20 protein-coding genes are annotated in these 26,568 nt (G+C 72.5%); 4 read left to right on the top strand and 16 right to left on the bottom strand.

Features of this window, described 5'->3' with window-relative positions; genetic code table 11:
* The first annotated feature begins 112 nt into the window (after positions 1–112).
* The 3 genes from ABZ945_RS12635 (at position 113) to ABZ945_RS12625 (ending at position 3,645) form a co-directional block, all read left to right on the top strand.
* Complete coding sequence (locus tag ABZ945_RS12635) at positions 113–952, top strand: TIM barrel protein (RefSeq protein WP_361267547.1); 840 nt, start codon at positions 113–115, stop codon at positions 950–952.
* A 64-nt stretch (positions 953–1,016) separates the two neighbouring features.
* Positions 1,017–1,907, top strand: coding sequence for a 2-hydroxy-3-oxopropionate reductase (locus ABZ945_RS12630; RefSeq protein WP_361267545.1), 891 nt, complete (start codon positions 1,017–1,019; stop codon positions 1,905–1,907).
* 280 nt (positions 1,908–2,187) lie between these two features.
* Complete coding sequence (locus ABZ945_RS12625) at positions 2,188–3,645, top strand: catalase (protein ID WP_361267543.1); 1,458 nt, start codon at positions 2,188–2,190, stop codon at positions 3,643–3,645.
* A gap of 604 nt (positions 3,646–4,249) precedes the next feature.
* On the opposite strand, the gene ABZ945_RS12620 is transcribed toward ABZ945_RS12625, so the two are convergent.
* From ABZ945_RS12620 to gcl, 3 genes are all read right to left on the bottom strand, one after another.
* Positions 4,250–6,439: a hypothetical protein gene (locus ABZ945_RS12620; protein ID WP_361267541.1), complete on the bottom strand. Its 2,190-nt coding sequence runs from the start codon at positions 6,437–6,439 to the stop codon at positions 4,250–4,252.
* 121 nt (positions 6,440–6,560) lie between these two features.
* Entirely contained in the window at positions 6,561–6,719 is a 159-nt protein-coding gene (locus ABZ945_RS12615) for a hypothetical protein (protein ID WP_361267539.1), read from the bottom strand.
* Between the two features lie 107 nt (positions 6,720–6,826).
* Positions 6,827–8,611, bottom strand: a complete 1,785-nt coding sequence (gene gcl / locus ABZ945_RS12610) for a glyoxylate carboligase (RefSeq protein ID WP_361267537.1) — start codon at positions 8,609–8,611, stop codon at positions 6,827–6,829.
* Between the two features lie 347 nt (positions 8,612–8,958).
* Here gcl and ABZ945_RS12605 point away from each other — a divergent pair, with 347 nt between their 5' ends.
* Positions 8,959–9,726, top strand: coding sequence for a hypothetical protein (locus tag ABZ945_RS12605; RefSeq protein WP_361267535.1), 768 nt, complete (start codon positions 8,959–8,961; stop codon positions 9,724–9,726).
* 21 nt (positions 9,727–9,747) lie between these two features.
* On the opposite strand, the gene ABZ945_RS12600 is transcribed toward ABZ945_RS12605, so the two are convergent.
* The 13 genes from ABZ945_RS12600 to ABZ945_RS12540 form a co-directional block, all read right to left on the bottom strand.
* Positions 9,748–11,481: an AMP-binding protein gene (locus ABZ945_RS12600; RefSeq protein ID WP_361267533.1), complete on the bottom strand. Its 1,734-nt coding sequence runs from the start codon at positions 11,479–11,481 to the stop codon at positions 9,748–9,750.
* A gap of 83 nt (positions 11,482–11,564) precedes the next feature.
* Positions 11,565–12,683, bottom strand: coding sequence for a winged helix DNA-binding domain-containing protein (locus ABZ945_RS12595; protein ID WP_361267531.1), 1,119 nt, complete (start codon positions 12,681–12,683; stop codon positions 11,565–11,567).
* A 75-nt stretch (positions 12,684–12,758) separates the two neighbouring features.
* On the bottom strand, positions 12,759–14,501 hold the full coding sequence (ctaD, locus tag ABZ945_RS12590) for a cytochrome c oxidase subunit I (RefSeq protein ID WP_361267529.1): 1,743 nt from the start codon (positions 14,499–14,501) through the stop codon (positions 12,759–12,761).
* Positions 14,502–14,591: 90 nt separating this feature from the next.
* Entirely contained in the window at positions 14,592–16,724 is a 2,133-nt protein-coding gene (locus ABZ945_RS12585; RefSeq protein WP_361267527.1) for a xanthine dehydrogenase family protein molybdopterin-binding subunit, read from the bottom strand.
* A gap of 32 nt (positions 16,725–16,756) precedes the next feature.
* A complete protein-coding gene (locus ABZ945_RS12580; protein WP_361267525.1) occupies positions 16,757–17,761 on the bottom strand; it encodes a xanthine dehydrogenase family protein subunit M in 1,005 nt (334 codons plus the stop codon).
* Positions 17,758–18,297: a 2Fe-2S iron-sulfur cluster-binding protein gene (locus ABZ945_RS12575; protein WP_361267523.1), complete on the bottom strand. Its 540-nt coding sequence runs from the start codon at positions 18,295–18,297 to the stop codon at positions 17,758–17,760. Before ABZ945_RS12575 ends, ABZ945_RS12580 begins: the two co-directional genes overlap by 4 nt.
* Positions 18,294–18,779 carry a DUF5709 domain-containing protein gene (locus ABZ945_RS12570; protein WP_361267521.1) on the bottom strand — a complete coding sequence of 162 codons (486 nt, stop codon included), beginning with the start codon at positions 18,777–18,779 and terminating at the stop codon, positions 18,294–18,296. Before ABZ945_RS12570 ends, ABZ945_RS12575 begins: the two co-directional genes overlap by 4 nt.
* 182 nt (positions 18,780–18,961) lie before the next feature.
* Entirely contained in the window at positions 18,962–19,099 is a 138-nt protein-coding gene (locus tag ABZ945_RS12565; protein WP_361267519.1) for a hypothetical protein, read from the bottom strand.
* Between the two features lie 109 nt (positions 19,100–19,208).
* On the bottom strand, positions 19,209–20,327 hold the full coding sequence (locus ABZ945_RS12560; protein ID WP_361267518.1) for an XdhC/CoxI family protein: 1,119 nt from the start codon (positions 20,325–20,327) through the stop codon (positions 19,209–19,211).
* 42 nt (positions 20,328–20,369) lie between these two features.
* Positions 20,370–21,812 (bottom strand): NCS2 family permease, encoded by a 1,443-nt coding sequence (locus ABZ945_RS12555; protein WP_361267516.1) that lies wholly within the window; start codon positions 21,810–21,812, stop codon positions 20,370–20,372.
* Positions 21,813–22,171: 359 nt separating this feature from the next.
* Positions 22,172–24,589, bottom strand: coding sequence for a molybdopterin cofactor-binding domain-containing protein (locus tag ABZ945_RS12550; RefSeq protein ID WP_361267514.1), 2,418 nt, complete (start codon positions 24,587–24,589; stop codon positions 22,172–22,174).
* A gap of 5 nt (positions 24,590–24,594) precedes the next feature.
* Positions 24,595–25,206: a (2Fe-2S)-binding protein gene (locus ABZ945_RS12545; RefSeq protein ID WP_361267512.1), complete on the bottom strand. Its 612-nt coding sequence runs from the start codon at positions 25,204–25,206 to the stop codon at positions 24,595–24,597.
* 2 nt (positions 25,207–25,208) lie between these two features.
* Positions 25,209–26,099: a xanthine dehydrogenase family protein subunit M gene (locus ABZ945_RS12540; RefSeq protein WP_361267510.1), complete on the bottom strand. Its 891-nt coding sequence runs from the start codon at positions 26,097–26,099 to the stop codon at positions 25,209–25,211.
* Positions 26,100–26,568 lie beyond the last annotated feature (469 nt).

Raw genomic sequence — 26,568 nt, 5'->3', positions numbered from 1 at the left:
CCCCTCATGGCCGGTTTTTCCCCATCCGGGGTTGACAGCCTTTGACACACCCAGGCAATCTTCCGTTAAGCAGAAACGAACTTCCGCAATACGGAAGGAGCGCCGACCCCTCATGGGATACCCGGACCAGCGCTTCAATGTGAACCTGTCGATCCTCTTCACCGAGCTCCCGCTTCTGGAGCGCCCCGCGGCCGCCGGCGCGGCCGGCTTCACCGCGGTCGAACTCTGGTGGCCCTGGATCGAGACGCCGACGCCCGAGGCGAGCGAACTCGACGCGCTGAGGAAGGCCCTGGAGGACGCCGGCACCCAGCTGACCGGTCTGAACTTCTACGCCGGACAGCTGCCCGGCCCCGACCGCGGCGCTCTCTCGGTGCCCGGCGAGGAGTCGGACCGCTTCCGCGCCAACATCGCGGTGGCCGCCGACTTCGCGGCCTCGGTCGGCTGCACGGCGCTCAACGCCCTGTACGGCAACCGCGTCGAGGGCGTGGACCCGGCCGAGCAGGACGCGCTGGCCCTGGAGAACCTGGTACTGGCCGCCCGCGCGGCCGACCGGATCGGGGCCGTCCTCCTCATCGAGGCCCTCAACAAGCCGGAGTCCCCGCTCTACCCGCTGGTCAGCGCCCCGGCCGCGATCGAGGTCGTGGACAAGGTCAACGAGGCCACCGGACTCGGCAACGCCAAGTTCCTGATGGACCTCTACCACCTCTCCATGAACGGCGAGGACCTGACCGAGGTCATCGACGCGTACACCGCCAAGACGGGCCACGTCCAGATCGCCGACAACCCGGGCCGCGGCGCGCCGGGCACCGGCGACCTGGACCTCGCCGGACTCCTCGACCGGCTGCGCAAGGCCGGCTACGAGGGCTATGTCGGCCTGGAGTACAAGCCCGGCGACCGCCCGAGCGCCGACGCCTTCGACTGGCTGCCCCGCGCCGAGCGCGCGGCCCGCTGACGCCCGTCCGCGCCGCCGCCCCCACACGTCACCCCCGCACCACCGCTGGAAAGAGGTACCCCGTATGAGCACGCTTCCCAAGGTCGCGTGGATCGGTCTCGGCATCATGGGCTCGCCCATGTCGGAGAACCTGCTGAAGGCCGGCTACGCGGTCACCGGCTACACCCTGGAGCAGGACAAGCTGGACCGGCTGGCCGCGGCCGGCGGCACCGCCGCGGCCTCCATCGCCGAGGCCGTCGCCGACGCCGACGTCATCGTCACCATGGTCCCGGCCTCCCCGCAGGTCGAGGCGATCGCCTACGGTCCGGACGGCATCCTGGAGAACGCCAAGCGCGGCGCGCTGCTGATCGACATGTCCTCGATCACCCCGCAGACCTCGGTGGACCTGGCCAAGGCCGCCGCGGACAAGGGCATCCGGGTGCTGGACGCCCCGGTGTCCGGCGGCGAGGCCGGCGCCATCGAGGCCGTGCTCTCCATCATGGTCGGCGGCGGGCAGGCCGACTTCGACACCGCCAAGCCGCTGCTGGACGCGCTGGGCAAGACCATCGTGCTGTGCGGTCCGCACGGCTCCGGCCAGACGGTGAAGGCCGCCAACCAGCTGATCGTGGCGGTCAACATCCAGGCCTGCGCCGAGGCCGTGGTCTTCCTGGAGAAGTCGGGCGTGGATCTCAAGGCCGCCCTGGACGTCCTCAACGGCGGACTGGCCGGCTCCACGGTGCTGACCCGCAAGAAGGACAACTTCCTCAACCGCGAGTTCGCCCCCGGCTTCCGCATCGACCTGCACCACAAGGACATGGGCATCGTCACCGACGCCGCGCGCAACGTCGGCGCCGCGCTGCCGGTCGGCGCCGTGGTCGCCCAGCTGGTCGCCTCGCTGCGCGCCCAGGGCGACGGCGGCCTGGACCACTCCGCCCTGCTGCGTGCCGTCGAGCGCCTCTCCGGCGCGCGGCTCTGAGTCCCGCACCACCCCGGGACTCCCCCTGAACTCCGGGCGGCGCCGGCGCCGACACCTGTCCTGTCGCGCCCAGGCGACGGCGCCGCCCGGACCACCTCCTCCGCGGCATTCGGACCGCTCCCCCGCAGGCAGACGGCCGATCAACCGCCGCCGACCAACCGCCCCAACCAACCGCTTCAATCAACCGTTGAAGTCAATTCAACAAACTGTTGACGTGAGCTGAAGGGCCTCCATACGCTCCTCGCACCGCCAGCAGCCCCGTACGTATCGGAAGGTCACGATGTCGAAGCGCGTGCTTACGACCGAGTCCGGCGCCCCCGTCGCCGACAACCAGAACTCCGCCACCGCCGGCGTCGGTGGCCCGCTCCTCCTCCAGGACCAGCACCTGCTGGAGAAGCTCGCCCGCTTCAACCGTGAGCGCATCCCGGAGCGTGTGGTGCACGCCCGCGGTTCCGGTGCGTACGGCTACTTCGAGGTCACCGACGACGTCACCGGCTTCACCTCGGCCGACTTCCTCTCCGCCGTCGGCAAGCGCACGGACCTGTTCATCCGCTTCTCCACCGTCGCCGACTCGCTCGGCGGCTCGGACGCGGTGCGCGACCCGCGCGGCTTCGCGGTGAAGTTCTACACCGAGCAGGGCAACTACGACCTGGTCGGCAACAACACCCCGGTGTTCTTCATCAAGGACCCGGTGAAGTTCCCCGACTTCATCCACTCCCAGAAGCGCGACCCGTTCACCGGCCGCCAGGAGCCGGACAACGTCTGGGACTTCTGGGCCCACTCCCCCGAGGCCACCCACCAGGTGACCTGGCTGTTCGGCGACCGCGGCATCCCCGCCTCGTACCGCCACATGGACGGCTTCGGCTCGCACACCTACCAGTGGACCAACGCGGAGGGCGAGGCCTTCTTCGTCAAGTACCACTTCAAGACCAACCAGGGCATCCGCTGCCTCTCCGCCGAGCAGGCCGCCGAGACGGTCGGCGCGGACGCCACCTCGCACCAGACGGACCTGCTCCAGGCCATCGAGCGCGGAGTGAACCCCTCCTGGACCCTCTACGTGCAGATCATGCCGGCGGCCGAGGCGGCCGACTACCGCTTCAACCCCTTCGACCTCACCAAGGTGTGGCCGCACGCCGACTACCCCGTGCAGCGGGTCGGCCGGATGGTGCTGGACCGCAACCCGGACAACATCTTCGCCGAGGTCGAGCAGGCCGCGTTCTCCCCGAACAACTTCGTGCCCGGCATCGGCCCCTCCCCGGACAAGATGCTCCAGGGCCGGCTGTTCGCCTACGCCGACGCGCACCGCTACCGCCTGGGCGTCAACCACACCCAGCTGCCGGTCAACACCCCGAAGAACGCGGTGGTCGACAACTACGGCCGCGACGGGCTGATGGCCACCCGCCACGGCTCGCGCCACGACAAGAACTACGAGCCCAACTCGTACTCCGGCCCCGCACAGACCGGTGTACCGCTCTCCGCACCCTTCGCCGTCCACGGCCACACCGGCACCCACGCCGCGCCGCAGCACGTCAAGGACGACGACTTCTTCCAGGCGGGCGAGCTGTACCGGCTGATGTCGGAGGAGGAGAAGAAGCGCCTCGTCGCCAACATCGCCGGCGGCCTGTCCCAGGTCTCCCGCGAGGACGTCATCGACAAGATCCTCACGCACTTCGCCGCCGCCGACCCGGACTACGGCAAGCGCGTCGCCGAGGCCGTCAGCGCCCTGCGCGAGGACTGACCCCCAAAGCCCTCTGCTCCACCAGACCGCGTACGGCTCCCGACGGGAGGTCGGTTGCCGTACGCAGTCCGTACCACGGCCCGGATGAGGGGTGGCCGGCGGTGCGGACGATGTGAGGACCGCGGCGGCGAGCGTGCCAGTGCGGTGGCAAGGAGCCCGGCTCCCCTTCCTGACCTGAAGGAAGGGACCCGCCGGACCACTCCGTCGCCGCCGCCGCGGTCCCACCATCCCTCTCCCGAGGGCCGTTCGAGACTCCGTCCGGCGGCGCGAACGTCCTGTCGCGCCAGCCTCGCACCGCCGGACGGCTCCACATCCGGGTCCGCCGCACCCGATGTCCTCCAGACCCTCCCAGACCAGAGCGCGGAGCAGGGGTTTACGGTCCCCCTGCTCCGCGCCCTTCTCCCTGTCCGTCCATGTCCGGCCGGCCAGGCACACGACGATGCCGGGGTCCCCGTACGGAGCCCCGGCATCGTCGTCGGCGAGGAAAGCGGAGGAACTGGTTTCAGTAAGTGATGAGAAGGAAGCCCCTCCATGGCCTCGCACGCTCACGCTAGCAGCCGGTCATGAGCAGGCGAAACAGGTTTTCCGGGCCGGCTCCCGGCCCTCACCCCGGAATCAGCGAGGACAGATTCTCCGGGGTGACCACCACCGAATCCGGGTGCAGGCCCTCGGGCCGCTCCAGGCCGATGAAGGTGACCGGGCCGTCCGGGACCGGGCCGCCGTCCCAGAGGGTGGTGGTGCCGGCCCGGTCGGCCATCAGCTCCACCAGGTGGCGGACCGTCAGGTAGTCGCGCTCGGCGAAGGCCCGCAGCAGCGTGGCGACCGTGACGCGGTTGCCCTCCACCCGGTTGGCGCTCGGGGTGCCGCGCAGATACACATGCAGCCACGTGGCGTGCCAGCCGCCGTCACCGCCGCGGACGAACACCAGCGGCAGCGCCACCCGGCCCGGGCCGCGCAGCTCCGACTTCATCCGCACGGTGCGCGGCTCGAAGGGGCGGCCCTGCTGCTCGGCGTCGCGCAGCATGAAGCCGAAGAAGGACTCCTCGACCTCCTCGAAGCCCTCCCCCGCGAAGATGTTGACCTGGGGGACGATGACGTCGCCGCGGGCCGCGGCCAGCCGCAGGTCGATGAACTCCGAGGCCCCGTCGGGTGCGTCGGTGATGTCCCCCGAGTGCACGCCCTCCGCCTGCTTGAGGGCGGTGTACGAGAGCCAGCCGATGGTCTCGTAGCGGGCGTCCAGCAGCAGCGCGGACAGGTCGTAGTCCGTGGTGCGCTCCGACTGCTTCCAGTACGTGAAGAACCGCAGCAGCTCGCCGTCGACCGGGGAGCGGGAGCCCCGGGGCAGCACCCCGAGCCCGGCGGCGCTCGCCTTGCCGCTGAGCGGCAGCGCCACGTCCAGGACGCCCGGGTCGACCAGCAGCTGGGCCGGCTCGGGCAGCCGTCGGCGGGTCTCGGCGTCCAGGGCGGCGGCGAGGCGCGCCCGGACGGACGGCGGCACCGGCGGGCGCTCGTCCTCGACGGTCCAGGTGCGGCCGGAGCGGTTGATGAAGACCCGGCGCTCACCGGTCTCCCTGACCCGGTTGACCAGATGCTCGCGCACCGACAGCAGCACCCGGCCGGACGCCTTCGGGGCGGCCTGCTCGGCGGCCGCCAGCACGGCGTCCCGCTCCTCCTGGGTGGAGCAGAGCCGCAGCAGCCGGTCCACCGAGCGGAACAGCTTGCCCGGGGCGGCCGCCAGCAGCCGCGCGGCGCCGATCACATCGCGCTCCTCCAGCCGCTCCTCGACCCGGCTGTCCAGCGACCGTGCCTGCTGCTCACCCCGGGCGACGGCGAACACCTCGGCGGCGTGCGGCCAACGGGGGTGCTCATGCGGGTGGAGCCGCTCGCCGAGCCGCTTGAACTCCTCACGGTACGTGGTGACATCGGCGAGCTTGGCCGGGGCGGCCGCGACCACCGCGTCCAGCCCGGCGAGCAGCGCGCGGCGGATCCGCCGGGGCATCGACCGGAAGCGGGTCGGCTCCGCCAGCGTCACATCGCCCTGGGACCAGGCGCAGGCCAGCCGCAGCACATCGGTGACGGTGTCCAGCAGCGGCTCGGCGCCGGCCTCCAGGCGGGCGAGGTTGACCACGGCGCGGTTCTCCCGGACCGGGATGGCCTCGGGCTGGGGACCGTCGGCACAGTGCCGGGCCAGCACCGCGAGGTCGCTCAGCCCCTCCTCCCCCAGCGGTGTGGTGCGCCCGGCCAGCGCCAGGTACAGGGCGGTGACTTCCTCTTCCAGGGCGGCGCCCGGATGCAGCACCGTCAGCCGGTCCCCGGCGGCGGCGATCAGCTCGTCATGGGCGGCCAGCAACTCCTCGTAAGCGTGCCGGTAGTGGCCGTATGAGGGGAGGGTCAGCAGATCGACCACTCCGGCGCCCAGCTGGTCGAGCACCTTCTCGCGGGCGCCCTCGTCGGCAAGGGCCTCCCGGACGCACTCCGTCCAGAACGCGAAGGTGTCCGGCACACCGGCCGGGAAGTCGATGAAGTAGGCGTTGTGCCGGACATGGTCGCCGACCAGCCGGCGCACGGTGTCCAGGGTCCACCGGGCGGTCAGGCCGGCCGCCGCCTCGGACATCCCCGACAGCCGCTCCAGCAGCGGCGCCGCCAGCTTGAAGCCCGCGGTCATCAGCGCGGCGTCGAGCTGCCGCGCCACCACGCCCCCTCGCCCGCCGGACTCGGCGGAGCCCGCGGAGGCGGTGAGGACGGGTATGCGATGGGTGTGCCGGATGACCAGGGATACGAGACGCTGGGACATCCCCGCATGATCCCAGAGCCCCCCGCCCCACCGCACCGGAGTTTCCCCCGGCCGCGCTGCACGGCGAGCCGGTCCGCGCCCTCACCGCCGGTAGCCGACCGTCAGCCGAAAGCCCCGGCGCTCACTCCGCGTGCGGGTCGATGATCTTGTCCAGCGCCCTTCTGACCGCGGTGTACGCCGCTCCGGCGCCCTCCGGGGCGCGCTCTTCCTCCTCGCGTGCCCAGTCCCGGGCGACCCTGATACGGCGGAGCAGTTCGTCCGCGTCCACGACGTCAGCCATGGTGTACGGATACCCGGTCCGGCGGGGAACGGAACGCGGCCCCCGCCCCGGGGCGTGGAGTCTCCGGGGTGGGGGCCGCGTGGCCGAAGATCGCCTGGGCGAGCGCGTCAGACGAGGTTGCGGATCGCCGTGGGGGCGTGGCCCGGCTCGGTGGCCAGCTCCTCGAACTCGGTGACATCGCTGACGTCGACCGTCTTGCTCATGGAGATGTTGGTGATCCGCTCCAGGATGGCCTCGACCACGACCGGGACCCGGTACTGCGCGGCGAGCTTCTTGGCCTCCTCGAAGGCGGCGCCCAGCTCGCCCGGGTCGGTGACCCGGATGGCCTTGCAGCCCAGGCCCTCGGCGACCTTGACGTGGTCCACGCCGTAGACGCCGATCTCCGGGGTGTTGATGTTCTCGAACTCCAGGTTGACCTGGAAGTTGATGTCCAGGCCGATCTGGGCCTGGCGGATCAGGCCGAGGTAGGCGTTGTTCACCAGGACGTGGACGTAGGGGACCTTGTGCTGGGCGGCGACCGCCAGTTCCTCGATCATGAACTGGAAGTCGTAGTCGCCGGAGAGCGCCACGATCGGGGTGTCCGGGTCGGCGGTGGCGGCGCCGATGGCGGCCGGGATGGTCCAGCCGAGCGGGCCGGCCTGGCCGCAGTTGATCCAGTGGCGCGGCTTGAAGACGTGCAGCATCTGCGCGCCGGCGATCTGGGAGAGGCCGATGGTGGTGACATAGCGGGTCTCCGGCCCGAACGCCCGGTTCATCTCCTCGTACACCCGCTGCGGCTTCATCGGGATGTCGTCGAAATGCGTACGGCGCAGCAGGGTGCCCTTGCGCTCCTGGCCGGAGGCGGCCCAGGCGGCGAAGTCCGGCAGCCGGCCCGCGGCCTTCAGCTCGCGCGCGACCTCGATCAGCAGCTCCAGCGCGGCCTTGGCGTCGGAGGCGATGCCGTAGTCCGGGGCGAAGATCTTGCCGATCTGGGTCGGCTCGATGTCGATGTGGACGAACTTCCGGCCCTTGGTGTACGCGTCCAGGTTGTAGCCGGTGTGGCGGTTGGCCCAGCGGTTGCCGATGCCGAGGACGAAGTCGGACTCCAGGAAGGTCGCGTTGCCGTAGCGGTGCGCGGTCTGCACACCGACCATGCCGGCGCTCAGCTCGTGGTCGTCCGGGATGGTGCCCCAGCCCATCAGGGTGGAGATGACCGGGACGCCGGTCAGCTCGGCGAACTCGACCAGCAGCGCGGAGGCGTCGGCGTTGATGACCCCGCCGCCCGCGACGATCAGCGGGCGCTCGGACTCCAGCAGGAAGCCCAGCGCCTTCTCGATCTGGGCGCGGGTGGCGGCCGGCTTGTAGACCGGCAGCGGCTCGTACGTCTCCGGGTCGAACTCGATCTCGGTCTGCTGGACGTCGATCGGCAGGTCGATGAGGACCGGACCGGGACGGCCGGAGCGCATCAGATGGAAGGCCTGCTGGAAGACGCCGGGGACCTGCGCGGCCTCCAGGACCGTGGTCGCCGCCTTGGTGACCGGCTTGGCGATCGAGGCGATGTCGACGGCCTGGAAGTCCTCCTTGTGGAGCTTGGCGACCGGGGCCTGGCCGGTGATGCACAGGATCGGGATGGAGTCCGCGATCGCCGAGTACAGCCCGGTGATCATATCGGTGCCGGCCGGGCCCGAGGTGCCGATGCAGACGCCGATGTTGCCGGCCTTGGCGCGGGTGTAGCCCTCGGCCATGTGCGAGGCGCCCTCGACATGGCGCGCGAGCGTGTGGTCGATGCCACCGCCCTCCTTGAGCGCCCGGTAGAAGGGGTTGATCGCCGCTCCGGGCACACCGAACGCGGTGGTGACGCCCTCGCGCTTGAGGATCTCAACGGCCGCACGGGCGGCGGTCATACGAGGCATGGGGTGCTCCTGCTGGGGCCGGGCGGATTCGGGCTCTGTCGCGCCACCTGAGAGCTTCGATTCCGTAATGCGGAAGTTTGTTTCTGTTATGTGGAAGCACAGTAATCCGGCTCGCTTCGCGCCGTCAAGGGAGCCCGAGGCGGCCGGGCTTGTACCGGCAGGCCCGCGCCGCACCGCCCGGAATCGGACATGGCCGAACCGCTCCCCAAGGAGCCCTCCGTGGTGGACCATGGACCGGTGGTGGCCGGGACGCGGGGTGGCGGGCCCGGGGCCGGGGACGAGAGGGGCGTCGTGGCGGGGAACGGGCCGAGCGGCCGTACGGGGCGGGGACCGGCCGAGGGGCCGTCGTGACCGAGAACGTGCCGGTGCGCTGCCCGGCCTGCCGCCGTACGCACGGCTACACCCCGCCGTCCTATCCCTGCCCCTGCGGAACGCCCGTGGTGCCGCCGGTGCTGCGGGGCGCTCCCGCCGAGCCGATCACCCACCGCACCTGGACCGACGCCTGGATCACCGCGCGCTGCGCGGCCTGCGGACGCCAGGACCAGTGGCCGCAGCCGGAGCTGGGCTGCCCCTGCGGAACGGTGCTGCGGCTGCCGGTACGGCCGGTGGCCAGCCCCGCGCCGCAGCGCGAGACCCAGGGGGGCGGCTCGGGCCCCACCTCCTCGGCGACCGGCCTGTCCACCGCCCCCGCTCATATCCCGCTGCCGCGCACCGCGGCACCGCCGCGCCCGGCCTTCCGGCCGGTGACCATCCGCACCGCCCGGGACGCGGTCTCCACCGCCGCCCGCTATCTGCGCTGGCTGGGCTTCCGGGACGTGGTCCAGCCCGAGGAGCGCCCCACCGGGCCCGTCACCGGGGTGGATCTGCGCGGCGACGGGCTGGTGGCGCGGGTGGATCCGACGACCCGGCCCACCTCACTGCGGGCCGTGGAGTGCCTCTGGCTCACCGGGCTGGCGACCGAGGCCCGCGGTGTCGCCTTCTCCCTGGCCGGGTTCACGCCGGAGGCCCGGGCCCGGGCGGAGGGGGTCGGTCTGCCGCTGTTCGTGATGGACCTGACCGGCATCCCGCAGCCGCTGGGCGGCGCCGCCGACGAACTCCTCGCCGGCGGCGCGTAAGACGTACGGGAGCGGGGCGGCTCAGTCGGACAGCTCCCGCTCGTCGTACTCCACCGCCGACCCCACGGATCCCGCCGAGCCCGCGGCGGTGCGCTCACGCAGCTCCACCCGGCGGATCTTGCCGGAGACGGTCTTGGGCAGCTCGGCGAACTCGATGCGGCGCAGCCGCTTGTACGGGGCGAGGACCGCCCGTGAGTGCGCGAACAGCACCCTGGCCGTCTCCGCGCCCGGCTCCCAGCCCTCGGCGAGCACCACATACGCCTTGGGCACCGCCAGCCGCACCGGGTCGGGCGCCGGGACGACCGCCGCCTCCGCCACCGCCTCGTGCTCCAGCAGCGCGCTCTCCAGCTCGAAGGGACTGATCTTGTAATCGCTGCTCTTGAAGACGTCGTCGTCCCGGCCCGTATAGAACAGGTATCCGTCCTCGTCCCGGGCGGCGATGTCGCCGGTGCGGTAGTAGCCGCCGGCCATCGCCTCGGCGGTACGTTCCGGGTCGCCGTGGTAGCCGGTCATCAGGCCCACCGGCGCGGCCGCCAGGTCCAGCGCGATCTCCCCCTCCTCCGCGCCGGGCTCACCGGTCACCGGGTCGAGCAGTTCCACCCGGTAGCCGGGGCTGGGGCGGCCCATGGAGCCGGGCTTGAGCGGCTGGCCCGGGGTGTTGGCCACCTGCACCGCGGTCTCGGTCTGGCCGAAGCCGTCCCGGATGGTGACACCCCACGCCCGCCGTACCGCCTCGATGACCTCCGGGTTCAGCGGCTCGCCCGCGGCCAGCGCCTCCCTCGGCGGGGTGCGCAGCGCCGAGAGGTCGGCCTGGATGAGCATCCGCCAGACGGTCGGCGGGGCGCACAGGCTGGTGACGCCGTGCCGGTCCATCTCGGCCATCAGCCGGGCCGCGTCGAAGCGGGTGTAGTTGAAGAGGAAGACGGTCGCCTCGGCGTTCCACGGGGCGAACAGATTGGACCAGGCGTGCTTGGCCCAGCCGGGCGAGGAGATGTTCAGGTGGACATCGCCCGGCTTCAGCCCGATCCAGTACATGGTGGCCAGATGGCCCACCGGATACGAGACATGGGTGTGCTCGACCAGTTTGGGGCGGGCGGTGGTGCCGGAGGTGAAGTAGAGCATCAGGGGATCGCCGGCCAGGGTCTCCCCGTCCGGCGCGAAGGCGGCCGGGGCGCCGGCCGCCTCCTCGTACGCCAGCCAGCCCGGCACCGGACCGCCGTCCGTCCCCCGCCCGACCGCGATCCGGGTGTACGCCCCCGGGACCTGGTCGAACTTGGCGGTGTCCTCGGCGCGGACCACCACATGCCGGGCCCGGCCGCGCTCCACCCGGTCGGTCAGGTCGACCGGACCGAGCAGCGGGGTGGCCGGGATGACCACCGCCCGCAACTTCATCGCGGCGAGCGCCGTCTCCCACAGCTCCACTTGGTTGCCGAGCATCACCAGGACCCGGTCCCCGGCCCGTACCCCCTGCCCGCGCAGCCAGTTGGCCACCCGGTCGGAGCGCTCACGCAGCGCGGCGAAGCTCAGCCGGGTGTCCCGGCCGTCCTCCTCCACCAGATGCAGCGCGGTCCGCTCGCCGCCCCCGGCGAGGTCGCGCTCGGCGATCGGGTCGAACCAGTCCAGCGCCCAGTTGAACCGCTCCGGCCGGGGCCAGCGGAACCCCTCGTACGCCGCGGGGTAGTCCTCCCGGTGCTTCAGCAGGAAGTCCCGGGCCTCCCGGAACGCCGCGGCCCGGTCGCCGTCGTGCTGCGCCATACGTCCTCCTGGTGGTGACCCGCCGGCGGGCGGGAGCCCATCGTCCAACCCCCGCCGGGCCCGGGGCCACCCCGGCGCCCGCCTCAGTCGATCACGGTGCCGAACCGCACCTCCCGGTCCTCCGCCCCGCTCAGCACCCCCGCCATCCGCCCGGCCTCCTCGACCAGGGCGGTCCGCTCGTCCCGGCTCAGCCTGCCGAACGGCTCCAGCACCACCACCGCCCGCCCGGCGCCCTCCTCCAGCCGCCACACCCCGGCCACCAGACCGTCCACCAGGAAGACCGGGAACGCCTGGTTCCCCTTCCAGGTGCGGTCCTTGAACGCGAGCGGCACCAGCCGCAGCCGGTCGGCATGCGACAACAGCAGGTTGTCGAACTCGGGCAGCAGCCGCGGCGGGGCCTGTTCGGCTCCGTCCGGGCGCGGGGCGTCCGGCAGGTCGAACAGCTCGGTGCCGCGCTCGTCCCGGAAGACCACCAGCTCCGGCCGGAGCCGTTCGAACGCCGGATGCAGCCGGGTCAGTCCGGCCCACAGCTGCATGTCCTTCACCGACGCCGGGCCGAAGGCGGCGAGGTAGCGGCGCACGGTGGCATCCAGCCCGGCCGGCTCGGCGGCCTCCCGGCCCAGCCACTTCTCGGCGGTGGTCAGCGCGACCTGCCCACTCCTTCCCCACAGCCCGCGCGGGGTGACCTGCACCAGCGGCAGCAGACAGCGGGCGGCGACCGAGAGGGCGGGCGGGTCGGCGTCCGGCCAGAGCGGTGCCAGCTCCTCGCGCAGCTCCTTCGGCGTACGGGGCCGCTCCTCCACCAGCTCCCGGGCGAGACCGGCCAGCCGCTCCAGGTCAACCCCGGTCAGCCGCCGGCGGAAGATGGTCAGCTCCCGTTCCCGGGCGGGCTGCACCAAGGCACGCAGAGCGAGGACGTCCTCGGCGGTGTGGGTGTGCAGGGTGGAGCGCAAGGTGACGGTACGGGCCACCGCCCGCCGCTCCATCAGCCCGGACAGCTCCTCGGGCCGGAACCCCTCCAGCCGGGCGGCCAGCGCGAGATACGGCGGCCGGGTGTTCTGCGCCTGGAGGCCGACCAGATGGGCCACCGCCTCCTCGGCGCCCATCGGGGCCCGCCGCAGCAGCAGTTGGCGGGCGAGGGTGGCCCTGTTCAGCGCGCGGTCGTCGAGCAGGGGCGCGGCGGGCGTCGTCCGGGTGGTCATGCTCCGCACCGTACGCCGCCTCGCGGACAGCTCCCGTCCGCAAGGCGGGCACCACGATCGCGTACCGCCCCGCCCTCACTCCGTCAGATCGCGCGGCTCACGGGCCGCGTGCCCTGGCTCGACCACGTCCCGGCGGCCCGTGCTGTGGCCCGTCTCCAGGACGGCGATCTCCGGATGGTGCAGGTCGAAGGCGGGCGACTCGGAGCGGATCCGGGGCAGGGCGTGGAAGTTGTGCCGGGGCGGCGGGCAGGAGGTCGCCCACTCCAGCGACCGGCCGTACCCCCAGGGGTCGTCCACGGCGATCCGCCGCCCGTACTTCGCCGTCCGCCAGACGTTGTAGAGGAACGGCAGGGTGGACGCGCCCAGCAGAAAGGCGCCGATGGAGGACAGGGTGTTGAGCGCGGTGAAGCCGTCGGCGGCCAGATAGTCCGCGTACCGGCGGGGCATGCCCTCGGCGCCCAGCCAGTGCTGCACCAGGAAGGTCAGATGGAAGCCGGTGAACAGGGTCCAGAAGTGGATGCGGCCCAGTCGCTCGTCCAGCATCTTCCCGGTCATCTTGGGCCACCAGAAGTGGAAGCCGGCGAAGGTCGCGAAGACCACGGTGCCGAACACCACATAGTGGAAGTGGGCCACCACGAAGTACGAGTCGGTGACATGGAAGTCCATCGGCGGCGAGGCCAGGATCACCCCGGTCAGCCCGCCGAACAGGAAGGTCACCAGGAAGCCCAGCGCCCAGAGCATCGGCGTCTCGAAGGAGAGGGAGGCCTTCCACATGGTGCCGATCCAGTTGAAGAACTTCACTCCGGTCGGCACCGCGATCAGAAAGCTCATGAAGGAGAAGAACGGCAGCAGCACCGCCCCGGTGGCGAACATATGGTGCGCCCAGACCACCACCGACAGCCCGGTGATGGCGATGGTCGCCGCGACCAGCCCGATATAGCCGAACAGCGGCTTGCGGCAGAACACCGGCAGCACCTCGGTCACGATGCCGAAGAACGGCAGCGCGATGATGTACACCTCCGGGTGGCCGAAGAACCAGAACAGGTGCTGCCACAGCAGCGCCCCGCCGTTCGCCGCCTCGAAGATCTGCGCCCCGAACCGGCGGTCGGCCTCCAGCGCCAGCAGCGCGGCGGCCAGCACCGGGAAGGCCAGCAGCACCAGCACCGAGGTGAGCAGGGTGTTCCAGCAGAAGATCGGCATCCGGAACATCGTCATCCCGGGGGCGCGCATGCAGATGATGGTGGTGATGAAGTTGACCGCGCCGAGGATGGTGCCGAACCCGGAGAGCGCCAGACCCATGATCCACAGGTCGCCGCCGGTGCTGGGGGTGCGTTCGGTGCTGTTGAGCGGGGCGTACGCGGTCCAGCCGAAGTCCGCCGTCCCGTCCGGTGTCAGCAGCGAGCCCAGCACGATCAGCCCGCCGAAGGCGAACAGCCAGTAGGCGAACATGTTCAGCCGGGGGAAGGCCACGTCCGGGGCGCCGATCTGCAACGGCATCACCGCGTTGGCGAACCCGGCGAAGGTCGGGGTGGCGAACAGCAGCAGCATCACGGTGCCGTGCAGGGTGAACGCCTGGTTGTACTGCTCGGCGGAGATGATCTGCAGCCCCGGCCGGGCCAGTTCGGCGCGCATCAGCAGCGCCAGCACCCCGGCGGCCAGGAAGAGGACGAACGAGGTGATCAGATACAGCTGGCCGATCTTCTTGTGGTCGGTCGTCGTCAGCCAGTCCACCACCGCCCTGCCCCGCCGCCGGCCCGCCTCGTTGGTGCCCGGGGACTCCGCTGCCGCCGTCCGCCCCTGCTCGCTCACTCGCTCCATCCTCCGGAACCTAGGGTTTCCCCCGGTCCGGGCACGGGTTTCCCGGCGGCCGGTCCGCGTACGTCACCCGAACGCCGACCGGCGAGCCGCTCAGCGCAGGGCCGCGAGCACCTTGTCCGGGGTGAGCGGCAGTTCGCGCAGCCGTACCCCGATGGCGTGGTGGACGGCGTTGCCGATGGCGGCCGGGGTGCCGACGATGCCGATCTCGCCGATGCCCTTGGAGCCCATCGGGTTGAGGTGGGTGTCGACCTCGTCCACCCAGTGGGCGTCGATCTCGGGTACGTCGGCGTTGACCGGGACGTGGTACGAGGCGAGGTCCCGCTCGGCGAAGCCCCCGTGCGCCGCGTCCGCGGTGGAGTGCTCGGTGAGCGCCATGCCCAGGCCCATGGTCATCCCGCCGATGAACTGCGAGCGTGCGGTGCGGGCGTTGAGGATCCGCCCGGCCGCGTACACCCCGAGCATCCGGCGCACCCGCACCTCGCCGCTGACCGTGTCCACCTGCACCTCCGCGAAGGAGGCGCCGAAGGCGTGCCGGGCGAACGGCGGCGTGGCCTCCGCCGCCTCGGTGGTGTCGCTCTCCGCGGTCAGCCCCTCCCCCGGCAGGTCACCTCGGTGGTCCGCCAGCCGCCGGATCAGCGCGGTGCAGGCCTCGTGCACCGCCCAGCCCCAGGAGGCGGTACCGGCGGAGCCGCCGGCCAGCGGGCCGTACGGCAGCCGGGTCGAGCCGATCTCGATGGCCACCGAGTCCAGCGGCACCGCGAGCGCGTCCGCGGCGATCTGCGCCAGCACGGTACGGGCGCCGGTGCCGATGTCGGTGGCGTCGATCCGCACCAGGAAGGTGCCGTCGGGCCGCGCGGTGGCGCTCGCCGAGGACGGGTCGCAGAGCACCGGATAGGTGGCCGCGGCCACCCCGGTCCCGGTCAGCAGATCGCCCTCCCGTCGCACCCCCGGCCGCGGGTCGCGGTGGTGCCAGCCGAACCGGCGGGCGCCCTCGCGCAGGCACTCGGCCAGATGGCGGCTGCTGAACGGCAGCCCGCTGTCCGGCTCGGTCGCCGGCTCGTTGCGCAGCCGCAGCTCGATCGGGTCCATGCCCAGCTCGGTGGCGAGCTCGTCCATGGCCGACTCCAGCGCGTACATGCTGGGCGCCTCGCCGGGCGCGCGCATCCACGACGGGCTGGGCACGTCCAGCCGGACCGCCCGATGGGTGGTGAGGCTGTGCGGTACGGCGTACATCACCCGCGCCGCCACCGCGCCGTGCTCGATGAACTCCTTGATCCGGGAGGTCTGCGCGGTCATCTCGTGCTCGACCGACAGCAGGGTGCCGTCGCGGTCGGCGCCGAGCCGCAGCCGGTGCAGGGTGGGTGAGCGGTAGCCCACCACATGCGCCAGCTGCCCCCTCGGCAGCGCCAGCTTGACGGGGCGTCCGGTGTGCCGGGCGGCCATCGCGGCCAGGACCACATGCGGGCGGGGCGTGCCCTTGGCGCCGAAGCCGCCGCCGACGTGCTCGGAGACCACGGTGATCCGCCCGGGCTCCAGCCCGAACAGCCCGGCGAGCGCGGTCCGCACCGGGTGGGCGCCCTGGCTGGAGTCGTACACCGTCAGATGGTCGCCGTCCCAGCGTGCGTAGGAGGCGTGCGGCTCCATCGGGTGGTTGTGCAGCGGTGGAATGGTGTACGAGGCCTCCACCCGCACCGGGGCCGCGGCGAACGCCTCCCGGGCGTCCCCCCGCTCCCGGCGCCCCGGATGCCCGTTGGCGCTCTCCGGGACGTACGCGTCCGGGTGGTCCTCCCGTAGCACCGCGTCATGGGGCCGGACCTCGTACGACACCTTTACCGCCGCGGCCGCCGCCCGGGCGTTCTCCAGGCTGTCCGCCACCGCCAGGGCGACGAACCAGCCGCGGTGCGGGACCTCGTGGTCCTGGAGCACCTTGAGGATCGGGTCGTCGCTCTCCCCTACACGCGGGGCGTTGTCCGGGGTGAGCACGGCGAGCGTCCCGGGCAGCGCGAGGGCCGCCGAGGCGTCCACCTCCGTGACCCGCCCTGCCGCCACGGTCGCCGGCACCGGCCAGGCGTAGGCGCAGTCCGGGGCGGTGTGCGGCTGCTCGGTGGCGTACCGGGCCGTACCGGTGACCTTGTCGCGGCCCTCCAGTCGCTCGGCGCCCGCCCCCAGGGCGGGCTTTCGCCCTACGGCCCCGGCGGCGGTGGACGTGGCGGTGGGACGCATGGCGACTCTCCTGAGGTCCGGTGTCTCCGAGGTCAGAGGCGTTGGGGGCTGCGGGCCGAGGCGAGCCCGGTGAGCGTGTGCACGGCCAGGTTGCGGGCCAGCGGCACCTTGAAGCCGTTGTCCCGCAGCGGTTCGGCGAGCGCCAGTTCGGCGTCCACCGCGTGGGCGACGGCCTCCTCGGTGAGCCGGTGCCCCAGCAGCGCGGTCTCGGCGAGCCGGGCCCGCCAGGGGCGGTGCGCCAGTCCGCCGAACGCCAGCCCCACGGCCCGTACCGTGCCGTCCTCGTCGGTGTCCAGCACGGCCGCGACCGAGGCCAGCGCGAAGGCGTAGCTCGCCCGGTCGCGCGCCTTGCGGTACGCGGAGGGCCGGCCCGCCGTCGTCCCCGGCACGGTGACCGCGGTGACCAGCTCTCCCGGCCGGATCACGGTGTCCCGCTCCGGGTGCTCCCCCGGCAGCCGGTGGAACTCCGCCGCCGGCACCGCGCGGGCGCCCTCCGGCCCGTACAGCTCCACGGTGGCGTCCAGCGCCGCCAGCGCCACCGCCATGTCGGACGGATGCGTCGCGACGCACCGCTCCGAGTGCCCGAGCACCGCGTGGTCCCGGTGCACCCCCTCCCTCGCCGCGCAGCCGCTGCCCGGCTCGCGCTTGTTGCAGGCGGCGGAGGTGTCCTGGAAGTACGAGCACCGGGTGCGCTGGAGCAGGTTGCCGCCGGTGGTCGCCATGTTCCGCAACTGGCCCGAGGCGCCCGCGAGCAGCGCCTGCGACAGCACCGGGAAGCGGTCGTGCACCAGCGGGTGCGCGGCCAGGTCGCTGTTGCGCACCGTGGCCCCCACCCGCAGCCCGCCATCCGGCAGCTCCTCCACCCCGTCCAGCGGCAGCCGGCTGACATCCACCAGCACGGCCGGGGTCTCCACCCCGTGCTTCATCAGATCCATCAGATTGGTCCCGCCCGCGAGGTACCGCGCCCCGGGCGTGGCCGCGAACGCCTCGACGGCCGCGTCGACCGTCGCCGGTCGCTGGTATCCGAACGGCTTCACCGGGTCACGTCCTCGATGGCGGCGACGATGTGGGGATACGCACCGCAGCGGCACAGGTTGCCGCTCATCCGCTCCCGGATCTCGGCGCGGCTCAGCTCCACGGGGCCCTGGCCCGAGGCCCATCCCGGGTCGGTGACATGCGAGGGGTGCCCGGCGGCGGCCTCCGCGAACACCCCGACGGCCGAGCAGAGCTGACCGGGGGTGCAGTAGCCGCACTGGAAGGCGTCCCGGCCCAGGAACGCTTGCTGCACCGGGTGCAGCTCGTCCCCTGCCGCCAGCCCCTCCACCGTCGTCACCTCAGCGCCGTCCTGCGCCACGGCGGGCAGCAGGCAGCTGTTGGCCCGCCGCCCGTCCACCAGCACCGTGCACGCCCCGCACTGCCCGTGGTCGCAGCCCTTCTTCGCCCCGGTCAGCCCCAGGTGCTCCCGCAGCAGGTCCAGCACCGTGGTCCGGTTGTCCAGCTCCCTGGTGTGTTCCACCCCGTTGACCGTCACAGTCACCCGCGAGGACGTCCCCGGACCGGTGCCCGTGCTCATCGCGGGATCTCGTCCTCGTCGTCCGGCACCGTGTGCATCGCCGCCTCCTCCGCCGAGGCGGCGGCCCCGTCGATACCGACGTCGGTGGCCACCACGTCCTTCTCGTCGTCGCCGTGCGCCCCCTCGTCGGGCGCCACCAGCCGCCCGGACCGCTCCCGGCCCACCTGGTCGCCGCCGACGACCTCGCCGTCACCGCCGGGCAGGTCGCCGATGCCGTCCCCGGGCGCGACGTCGTCCAGCGTCGGGTCCGGCACCTCCTCGGCCAGCCGCTGGTCCAGCGACTCGCCCTCCCGCTGCTCCCGCGCGGTCGTCCCGTGGTCCTCCACGGCGTACGGGCGCTCCGGCGGGGAGTACCCCTCCTCGTACGGGTCCGCGTCCCGCTCCGAGAGCGTGTCCTCCGGGTCGAGGATGCCGGTGTCCTCCCGCTCGTCCGCGTCGTCGGGCTGGTAGACCTCGTCGCCCATGCTCTCGTCGCTGTCCATGCGGCCTCCTCTGGTGCGTACGTTCAGGCCCACGGCCCACGGCCGTGTCCGGCTCGCCTGATCGCGTATCCAGCCTGGTACAGGTCACACATCCCGGCACGCCGGGGTGGGCCGGGCGGGGGGCGGGGCGGCTTGCGCCGCCGGTGTCCGGGCCTGCCCGCTGCCCGGTCACCGGCGGCGCGTCAGGCGTCCACCGTCCAGTCGAGGACCTGGGAGGCCTGCTCCTGGGTCTGTTCGGCGAGCTCGCGGGTCTCGGTGAGGACGTCGCCCTGCTCCTCGACGAGCTGGTCGTAGATCGGGCTGGTGGGCTGGGCGGCCATGTGGGGGGTCTCCTTGCGGGGCAGGGGCACTCGCGGCGGGGGCGTCCCCGGCGCGCAGCTCGCCTGCCCAGGGGCGGCGGGGGCATGCCGGAACGTGGCGTAGGACACGTCAGGCCACCGGGTTCAGGCGGGTGTCGTGGTGGATGGGGGTGTGCGCCCCGGTGAGGGAGGCGCCGCTGCCGCCGCGGCGGGTGGCGACGATCTCCGCGCCGATGGAGAGGGCCGTCTCCTCGGGGGTGCGGGCGCCGAGGTCGAGGCCGATGGGGCTGCGCAGGCGGGCCAGGGCGGGTTCGCCGACGCCGACCTCGCGCAGGCGCCGCTCGCGGTCGAGGTGGGTACGGCGGGAGCCCATCGCGCCGACGTAGGCGACGGGGAGGGTGAGGGCGAGTTCGAGGAGGGGGACGTCGAACTTGGCGTCATGGGTGAGGACGCACAGGACGGTGCGGGAGTCGGTGGTGGTGGCGGCGAGGTACTCGTGGGGCCAGGCGACGACGATCTCGTCCGCGTCGGGGAAGCGGGTGGCGGTGGCGAAGACCGGGCGGGCGTCGCAGACGGTGACGTGGTAGCCGAGGAACCTGCCGACCCGGGCCAGGGCCGCGGCGAAGTCGATGGCGCCGAAGACGATCATGCGGGGGGCGGGCACGCTGGACTCGACCAGGAGGGTGAGGGGCCGGCCGCAGTGGGAGCCCTCCTCGCCGAGGGTGAGGGTGCCGGTGCGGCCGGCGTCCAGCAGGGCGCGGGCCTCCGCCGCGGCGGTGCGGTCCAGCTCGGGGTGGCCGCCGAGGCGGCCCTCGTACGAGCCGTCGGGGTGGACGAGGAGGGCGCGGCCGAGGAGGTCGGCGGGGCCCTCGGCGATCCGGGCGAGGGCCGCCGCCTGGTTTTCGGCGGCGGCCCTGAGGGCGGCGGGGAGGACCCCGCCGCGTACCGGGGTGACGAGGATGTCGATGACGCCGCCGCAGGTCAGACCCACGGCGAAGGCGTCCTCGTCGCTGTAGCCGAAGCGTTCGCGGACGGGTGTGCCGTCGGCCAGCGACTGCTGGCAGAGTTCGTATACGGCTCCTTCGACGCAGCCGCCGGAGACCGACCCGATCGCGGTGCCCTCGCTGTCGACGGCGAGGGCGGCGCCCGGTTGCCGGGGCGCGCTGCCGGTGACGGCCACCACGGTGGCCACGGCGAAGTCGCGTCCCTGCTCGACCCACCGGTGGAGCTCCTCGGCGATGTCCAGCATGTCGGCCTCCTTGCGGCTACGGCTGTGTGAGGGGTTCCCGGGTCAGTGCCCGTTACCCATGGCGAAGTAGAAGACGAACACCGCCGAGAGGACCCACATCAGGGCGCTGGGCTCGCGCCACTTGCCCTGGGCGGCCTTGATCGCGCAGTAGGCGATGACGCCGGCGCCGACACCGGTGGTGATGGTGTAGGTGAACGGCATCAGGACGACCGTCAGGAAGACGGGGACCGCGATGGACCAGTCGGTCCAGTCGACGTGGCGGGCGTTCTGGAGCATCATCGCGCCGATGACGACCAGGGCCGCGGATGCGACCTGGCCGGGCACCAGCTGGGTGAGCGGGGTGAAGAAGAGGCACGCGGCGAAGAACAGGCCGGTGACGGTGGCCGAGAGGCCGGTACGGGCGCCTTCGCCGACTCCGGTGGCGGACTCGATGAAGACGGTCTGGCCGGAGGCGCCGGCCGCGCCGCCCACCACGCCGCCCGCGCCGTCGATGAACAGGGCCTTGCTGAGGCCGGGCATCCGGCCCTGGGCGTCGGCGAGCTTGGCCTCCTGGCCGACCGCGATGATCGTGGCCATGGCGTCGAAGAAGCCGGCCAGGACCAGGGTGAAGACGATCATCGAGACGGCGGCGTAGCCGACCTTGTCCCAGCCGCCGAACTCGATCGCGCCGAGCAGGGAGAAGTCCGGCATGGAGACGACGCTGCCGTGCAGGACGGGGGCGGTGCCGCCCCAGGCCTTCTCGTCGATGAGGCCGGTGGCGGTGGCGGTGACGGAGATGACGGTGCCGACCACGATGCCGATCAGGATGGCGCCGGGGATCTTGCGCGCCTGGAGCATGAAGATCAGCAGCAGGGTGAGGCTGAAGAGGGCGACGGGCCAGCCGGTGAGCGAGCCGCCGACGCCGAGGGTGACCGGGCCGCCGGCGGTGCCGGGGCCGACGAAGCCGGCCTTGACGAAGCCGATGATCGCGATGAAGAGCCCGATGCCCATGGTGATGCCGTGCTTGAGGGCGAGCGGTATCGCGTTCATGATCACTTCGCGGACGCCGGTGACCACCAGAAGGCAGATCACCGCGCCGTAGATCGCGCACATGCCCATGGCCTGCGGCCAGGTCATCTCGGGCGCGACCTGGGTGGCGATCACGCCGGCGACGCTGAGGCCGGCCGCGAGGGCCAGCGGGACCTTGCCGATGAAGCCCATCGCCAGGGTGGTCACCGCGGCGGCCAGCGCGGTGGCGGTGATCAGGGCGGGCTGGCTGAGCTTGTCCCCGTTCACATCCCCGCCGCCGAGCAGCAGGGGGTTGAGGAGCAGGATGTAGGCCATCGCCATGAAGGTCGTGATGCCGCCGCGCACTTCCTTGGCGACGGTGGACCCTCGGTGGGTGATGTGGAAATAGCGGTCGAGCCAGGATCGGCCGGCGGGGACTCTGGAGCCGTTGCCGGCTTCCTCCGCTGCGGTCCTGGGCTCCACGGACGACTGGGTCATGGTGCCTGTTCTCCCAAGGTTCAAAGGGGCACCCGCGCGCATAGGGGCGCTTGTGCGGGATTTGGGATGGTGCGTTGGCTGCACGACCCGGGGGACGGCCCGAGACGAACGGGGTTGCGCGCCGCACGGCGTGGGGGCCGCTGGGCGGGGGTGCCGGCGCGTACGTGGTACGCGGGCGGCGGGTGCGGGGTCGTCCCGCGTGGGGGTTCTCCGGGCGGTGCGGGCGGGTGGAAGTGTGACGTTCCCGGGAGGCACGCACCGCCCGGAGGTCTGACGGGCCCCGGGTGCGGGGCCGGCAGGTCTCCGGGGTGTGTCCTCGCCCGGTGTGTGGTGGGCCGGGCGGGGATCCGGAGGGGCTTTCAGAAGGTGCCGGTGGTGAGGTGTTCGGGTCGTACCGGCGCCTTGGTGAGGTCCAGGCCCGTCGCGTTCCGGATCGCCGCGAGGACGGCCGGGGTGGACGACAGGGTCGGGGCCTCGCCGATGCCGCGCAGGCCGTAGGGCGCGTGGTCGTCGGCGAGTTCGAGGATGTCGACCGGGATGGTCGGGGTGTCGAGGATGGTGGGGATCAGATAGTCCGTGAAGGAGGGGTTGCGCACCTTCGCGGTCTTCGGGTCGACGACGATCTCCTCCATGACGGCGATGCCCAGGCCCTGGGTGGTGCCGCCCTGGATCTGGCCGATGGCGGAGAGCGGGTTGAGCGCCTTGCCGACGTCCTGGGCGCAGGCCAGTTCGATGACCTTGACCAGGCCGAGCTCGGTGTCCACCTCCACGACCGCGCGGTGGGCGGCGAAGGAGTACTGGACATGGCCGTCGCCCTGGCCGGTGACCAGGTCGAACGCCTGGGTGGGGCGGTGGCGCCACTCGGCCTCGATCTCCACCGCCTCGTCGGCCAGGACCTCGGCCAGGTCGGCGAGGACCTCGCCGCCGTCGGTGACGACCTTGCCGCCTTCGAGCAGCAGTTCGGCGGTGGCCCAGGCGGGGTGGTGGGTGCCGAACCTGCGGCGGCCGATCGCCAGGACCTTCTCGCGGACCAGCTCGCAGCTGTTCTTGACCGCGCCGCCGGTGACGTACGTCTGGCGGGAGGCGGAGGTGGAGCCGGCCGAGCCGACCCGGGTGTCGGCGGGGTTGATGACCACCTGGGTGACACCCAGTTCGGTGCGGGCGATCTGGGCGTGCACGGTGATGCCGCCCTGCCCGACCTCGGCCATCGCGGTGTGCACGGTGGCGACGGCCTGGCCGCCGACGACCTCCATGCGCACCTTGGCGGTGGAGTAGTCGTCGAAGCCCTCGGAGAAGCCGACGTTCTTGATGCCGACCGCGTAGCCGACGCCGCGGACGACGCCCTCGCCGTGGGTGGTGTTGGACAGGCCACCGGGCAGGGCCCGGATGTCGGCGCCGGCGGTGGTCTCCCACTGGCGCTCGGGCGGCAGCGGGCGGGCCTTGACCCGGCGCAGCAGCTCGGCGACCGGGGCCGGGGAGTCGACCCGCTGGCCGGTGGGCATCAGGGTGCCCTGCTCCATGGCGTTGAGCTGCCGCAGCTCGACCGGGTCCATGGCGAGGGCCTGGGCGAGCTTGTCCATCTGCGCCTCGTAGGCGAAGCAGGCCTGGACCGCGCCGAAGCCGCGCATGGCGCCGCAGGGCGGGTTGTTGGTGTAGAGGGCGACGGCCTCGATGTCCACGTCCTCGACGGCGTACGGGCCGACGGCGAGGGAGGCGGCGTTGCCGACCACGGCCGGGGAGGCGGAGGCGTAGGCGCCGCCGTCCAGCACGATCCGGCAGCTGATGTGGGTGAGCCTGCCGTCGCGGGTGGCCCCGTGCTCGTAGCGGAGCCTGGCCGGGTGGCGGTGGACGTGCCCGAAGAAGGACTCGAACCGGTTGTAGACGATCTTGACCGGCTTGCCGGTGCGCAGTGCCAGCAGGCAGGCGTGGATCTGCATGGACAGGTCCTCACGGCCGCCGAAGGCGCCGCCGACGCCGGAGAGCGTCATCCGGACCTTCTCCTCAGGCAGACCGAGCACGGGCGCGATCTGGCGCAGGTCGGAGTGGAGCCACTGGGTGGCCACATAGAGGTCGACGCCGCCGTCCTCGGCGGGGACGGCGAGACCGGACTCGGGGCCGAGGAAGGCCTGGTCCTGCATGCCGAAGACGTACTCGCCGGTGACGATGACATCGGCGCGCGCGGCGGCCGCGGCGGCGTCGCCGCGGATCACCGGCTGGCGGTGGACGATGTTGGGGTGGGCGACATGGCCGGCGTGGTGGTCGTCGCGGTGCGGATGGAGGATCGGGGCGCCGTCGGCGAGGGCGGAGGCCTCGTCGGTGACCACCGGCAGCTCCCGGTACTCGACCCTGATCTTGGCGGCGGCGCGCCGGGCGGTCTCCGGGTGGTCGGCGGCGACCAGGGCGACCGGTTCGCCGTGGTGGCGGACCACGCCGTCGGCGAGGACCGGGGTGTCCTGGTACTCCAGCCCGTACCGGGTGACGTCGGTGGGCAGGTCGTCATGGGTGAGCACGGCGTACACCCCGGCCTGGGCGAGCGCCTCGGACACGTCGATGGAGACGATCTCGGCGTGCGCGGTGGTGGAGCGCAGGATCTGGCCCCAGAGCATGTCCTCGTGCCACATGTCGGACGAGTAGGCGAACTCGCCGGTGACCTTGAGGGTGCCGTCGGGGCGGAGCGTGGACTCGCCGATGCCGCCCCGGGTCTGCGAGCCCTGGGTGACCTGGGTCGGGGTGCCGGCGGGGGTGGTGGCGGCCGGATGACCGGTGGGGGTGGGCATGGGGATCAGACCGCCTCTCCCTGGCGTTCCTGGCGGGCGGCCGCCAGGCGGACGGCGTCGAGGATCTTCTCGTAGCCGGTGCAGCGGCAGAGGTTGCCGGAAAGGGCCTCGCGGATGTCCTCGTCGGAGGGTGAGGGGTTGCGCTCCAGCATCTCGTCGGCGGCGACGAGCAGACCGGGGGTGCAGAAGCCGCACTGGACGGCGCCGGCGTCGATGAAGGCCTGCTGGACGGGGGCGAGCGCGGTGCCCTCGCCGGTCTGGGAGTCCGTTCCGGTGGCGGACCAGCCCCGGGCCTCCTGGAGGCCGGTGCCGGGCGCGGCGCAGGCGCCGGTGGCGCAGACTCCGCCGTGGCCGTGCCGCTCGCGCTGCCGGGCGTAGTCGGCGAGGCCCTCGACGGTGACCACGTCGCGGCCCTCGACCTGGCCGGCGGCGACCAGGCAGGAGCAGACCGGCACGCCGTCCAGGCGGACCGTGCAGGAGCCGCACTCGCCCTGCTCGCAGGCGTTCTTGGAGCCGGGCAGGCCCAGCCGCTCCCGCAGGACGTACAGCAGGGACTCGCCCTCCCAGACGTCGTCGGCCTGCTGGGGGCGTCCGTTGACGGTGAGGTTCACACGCATGGTCAGGCGGCTCCTTCCAGGGCGTGTCCGGTCGAGCGGTACTGCTCCCAGGTCCAGCCGAGGGTGCGGCGGGCCATGACACCGACGGCGTGACGGCGGTACGCGGCGGTACCGCGGACGTCGTCGATGGGGTTGCAGGCGCCGGCGGCGAGGGTGGCGAACTGCCGGGCGATGGCGGGCGTGAGCTCGGCGCCGCTGTCCCAGAAGCCGCCCTCGTCGAGCGCGGCGTTCAGAAAGGCCTCGGCATCCTTGGCGCGGACCGGGGTGGGCGCGGCGGAGCCGATGCCGGTGCGCACGGTGCGGGAGTCGGGGTGCAGGGCGAGGCCGAAGGCGCAGACCGCGATGACCATGGCGTTGCGGGTGCCGACCTTGGAGAACTGCTGGGGGCCCGCGGCCTTCTTGATGTGGATGGATCTGATCAGCTCGTCCGGCTCCATCGCGTTGCGCTTGACGCCGGTGTAGAAGGCGTCGATCGGGATGAAGCGGGAGCCGCGGACCGACTCCACCTCGACCTCGGCGCCGGCGGCGAGCAGGGCGGGGTGGGCGTCGCCGGCCGGGGACGCGGTGCCGAGGTTGCCGCCGACGCCGCCGCGGTTGCGGATCTGCGGGGAGGCGACCGTGTGGGAGGCGAGGGCGAGGCCGGGCAGTTCGGTGCGCAGGTTCTCCATGATCCGCGTGTACGGGACGGAGGCGCCCAGGCGGACGTTCTCCTCGCCGACCTCCCAGTCGTGGAGCGGCTCGACGCGGCTCAGGTCCAGGAGGTACTCGGGCCGCCGGTGGTCGAAGTTGATCTCGACCATGACATCGGTGCCACCCGCGAGGGGGACGGCCGAGGGATGCTCGGCCTTCGCGGCGAGCGCCTCCTCCCAGCTTGCGGGGCGAAGGAAGTCCATAGCGGCTCTCTTCTTCGGATCGGGGGGACCACGGGGTGGCCGGGGGTCCGCGCGATCCGTCGCGATGGCGGGGCTCCCGGTGGCGGGTGGTCGGTTACTCGTAAGGCCGGCTTCTCTGGGGACTGCTCAGGGGGGTGGGGGTCGGCCGGCCCGGCGGGCTCGTGTCCATGTGCTGGCACATGTGGTCGTTCGGGTGTCTGTTCATGTGCTGTTCACGCGTCGTGGGCCCAGTACACCCAGCGGTGCTCCACCCGGTGCAGTCACCGAAACCATGAAGGAGTTGGCTGGGTACCCCCTCGGTCTTGTAGATTCGAACGAAAGGCGCGGAGCGGTAACCTCTCCGTTTCCCCCTGGAAACGGTGGCCACAGCTCACCGGCGACATCGAGACACCTCGTGACCCGGCCCGCCACCCTCTGCCCACCCCTCCCCACCCTCACGACTTTCACGAGAACAGATCGGCGGACGACG

It is taken from the genome of Streptomyces sp. NPDC046887, assembly GCF_040644755.1.
GTDB classification, from domain to species: domain Bacteria; phylum Actinomycetota; class Actinomycetes; order Streptomycetales; family Streptomycetaceae; genus Streptomyces; species Streptomyces lichenis.
This window is presented reverse-complemented; position numbering and strand designations above follow the sequence as displayed.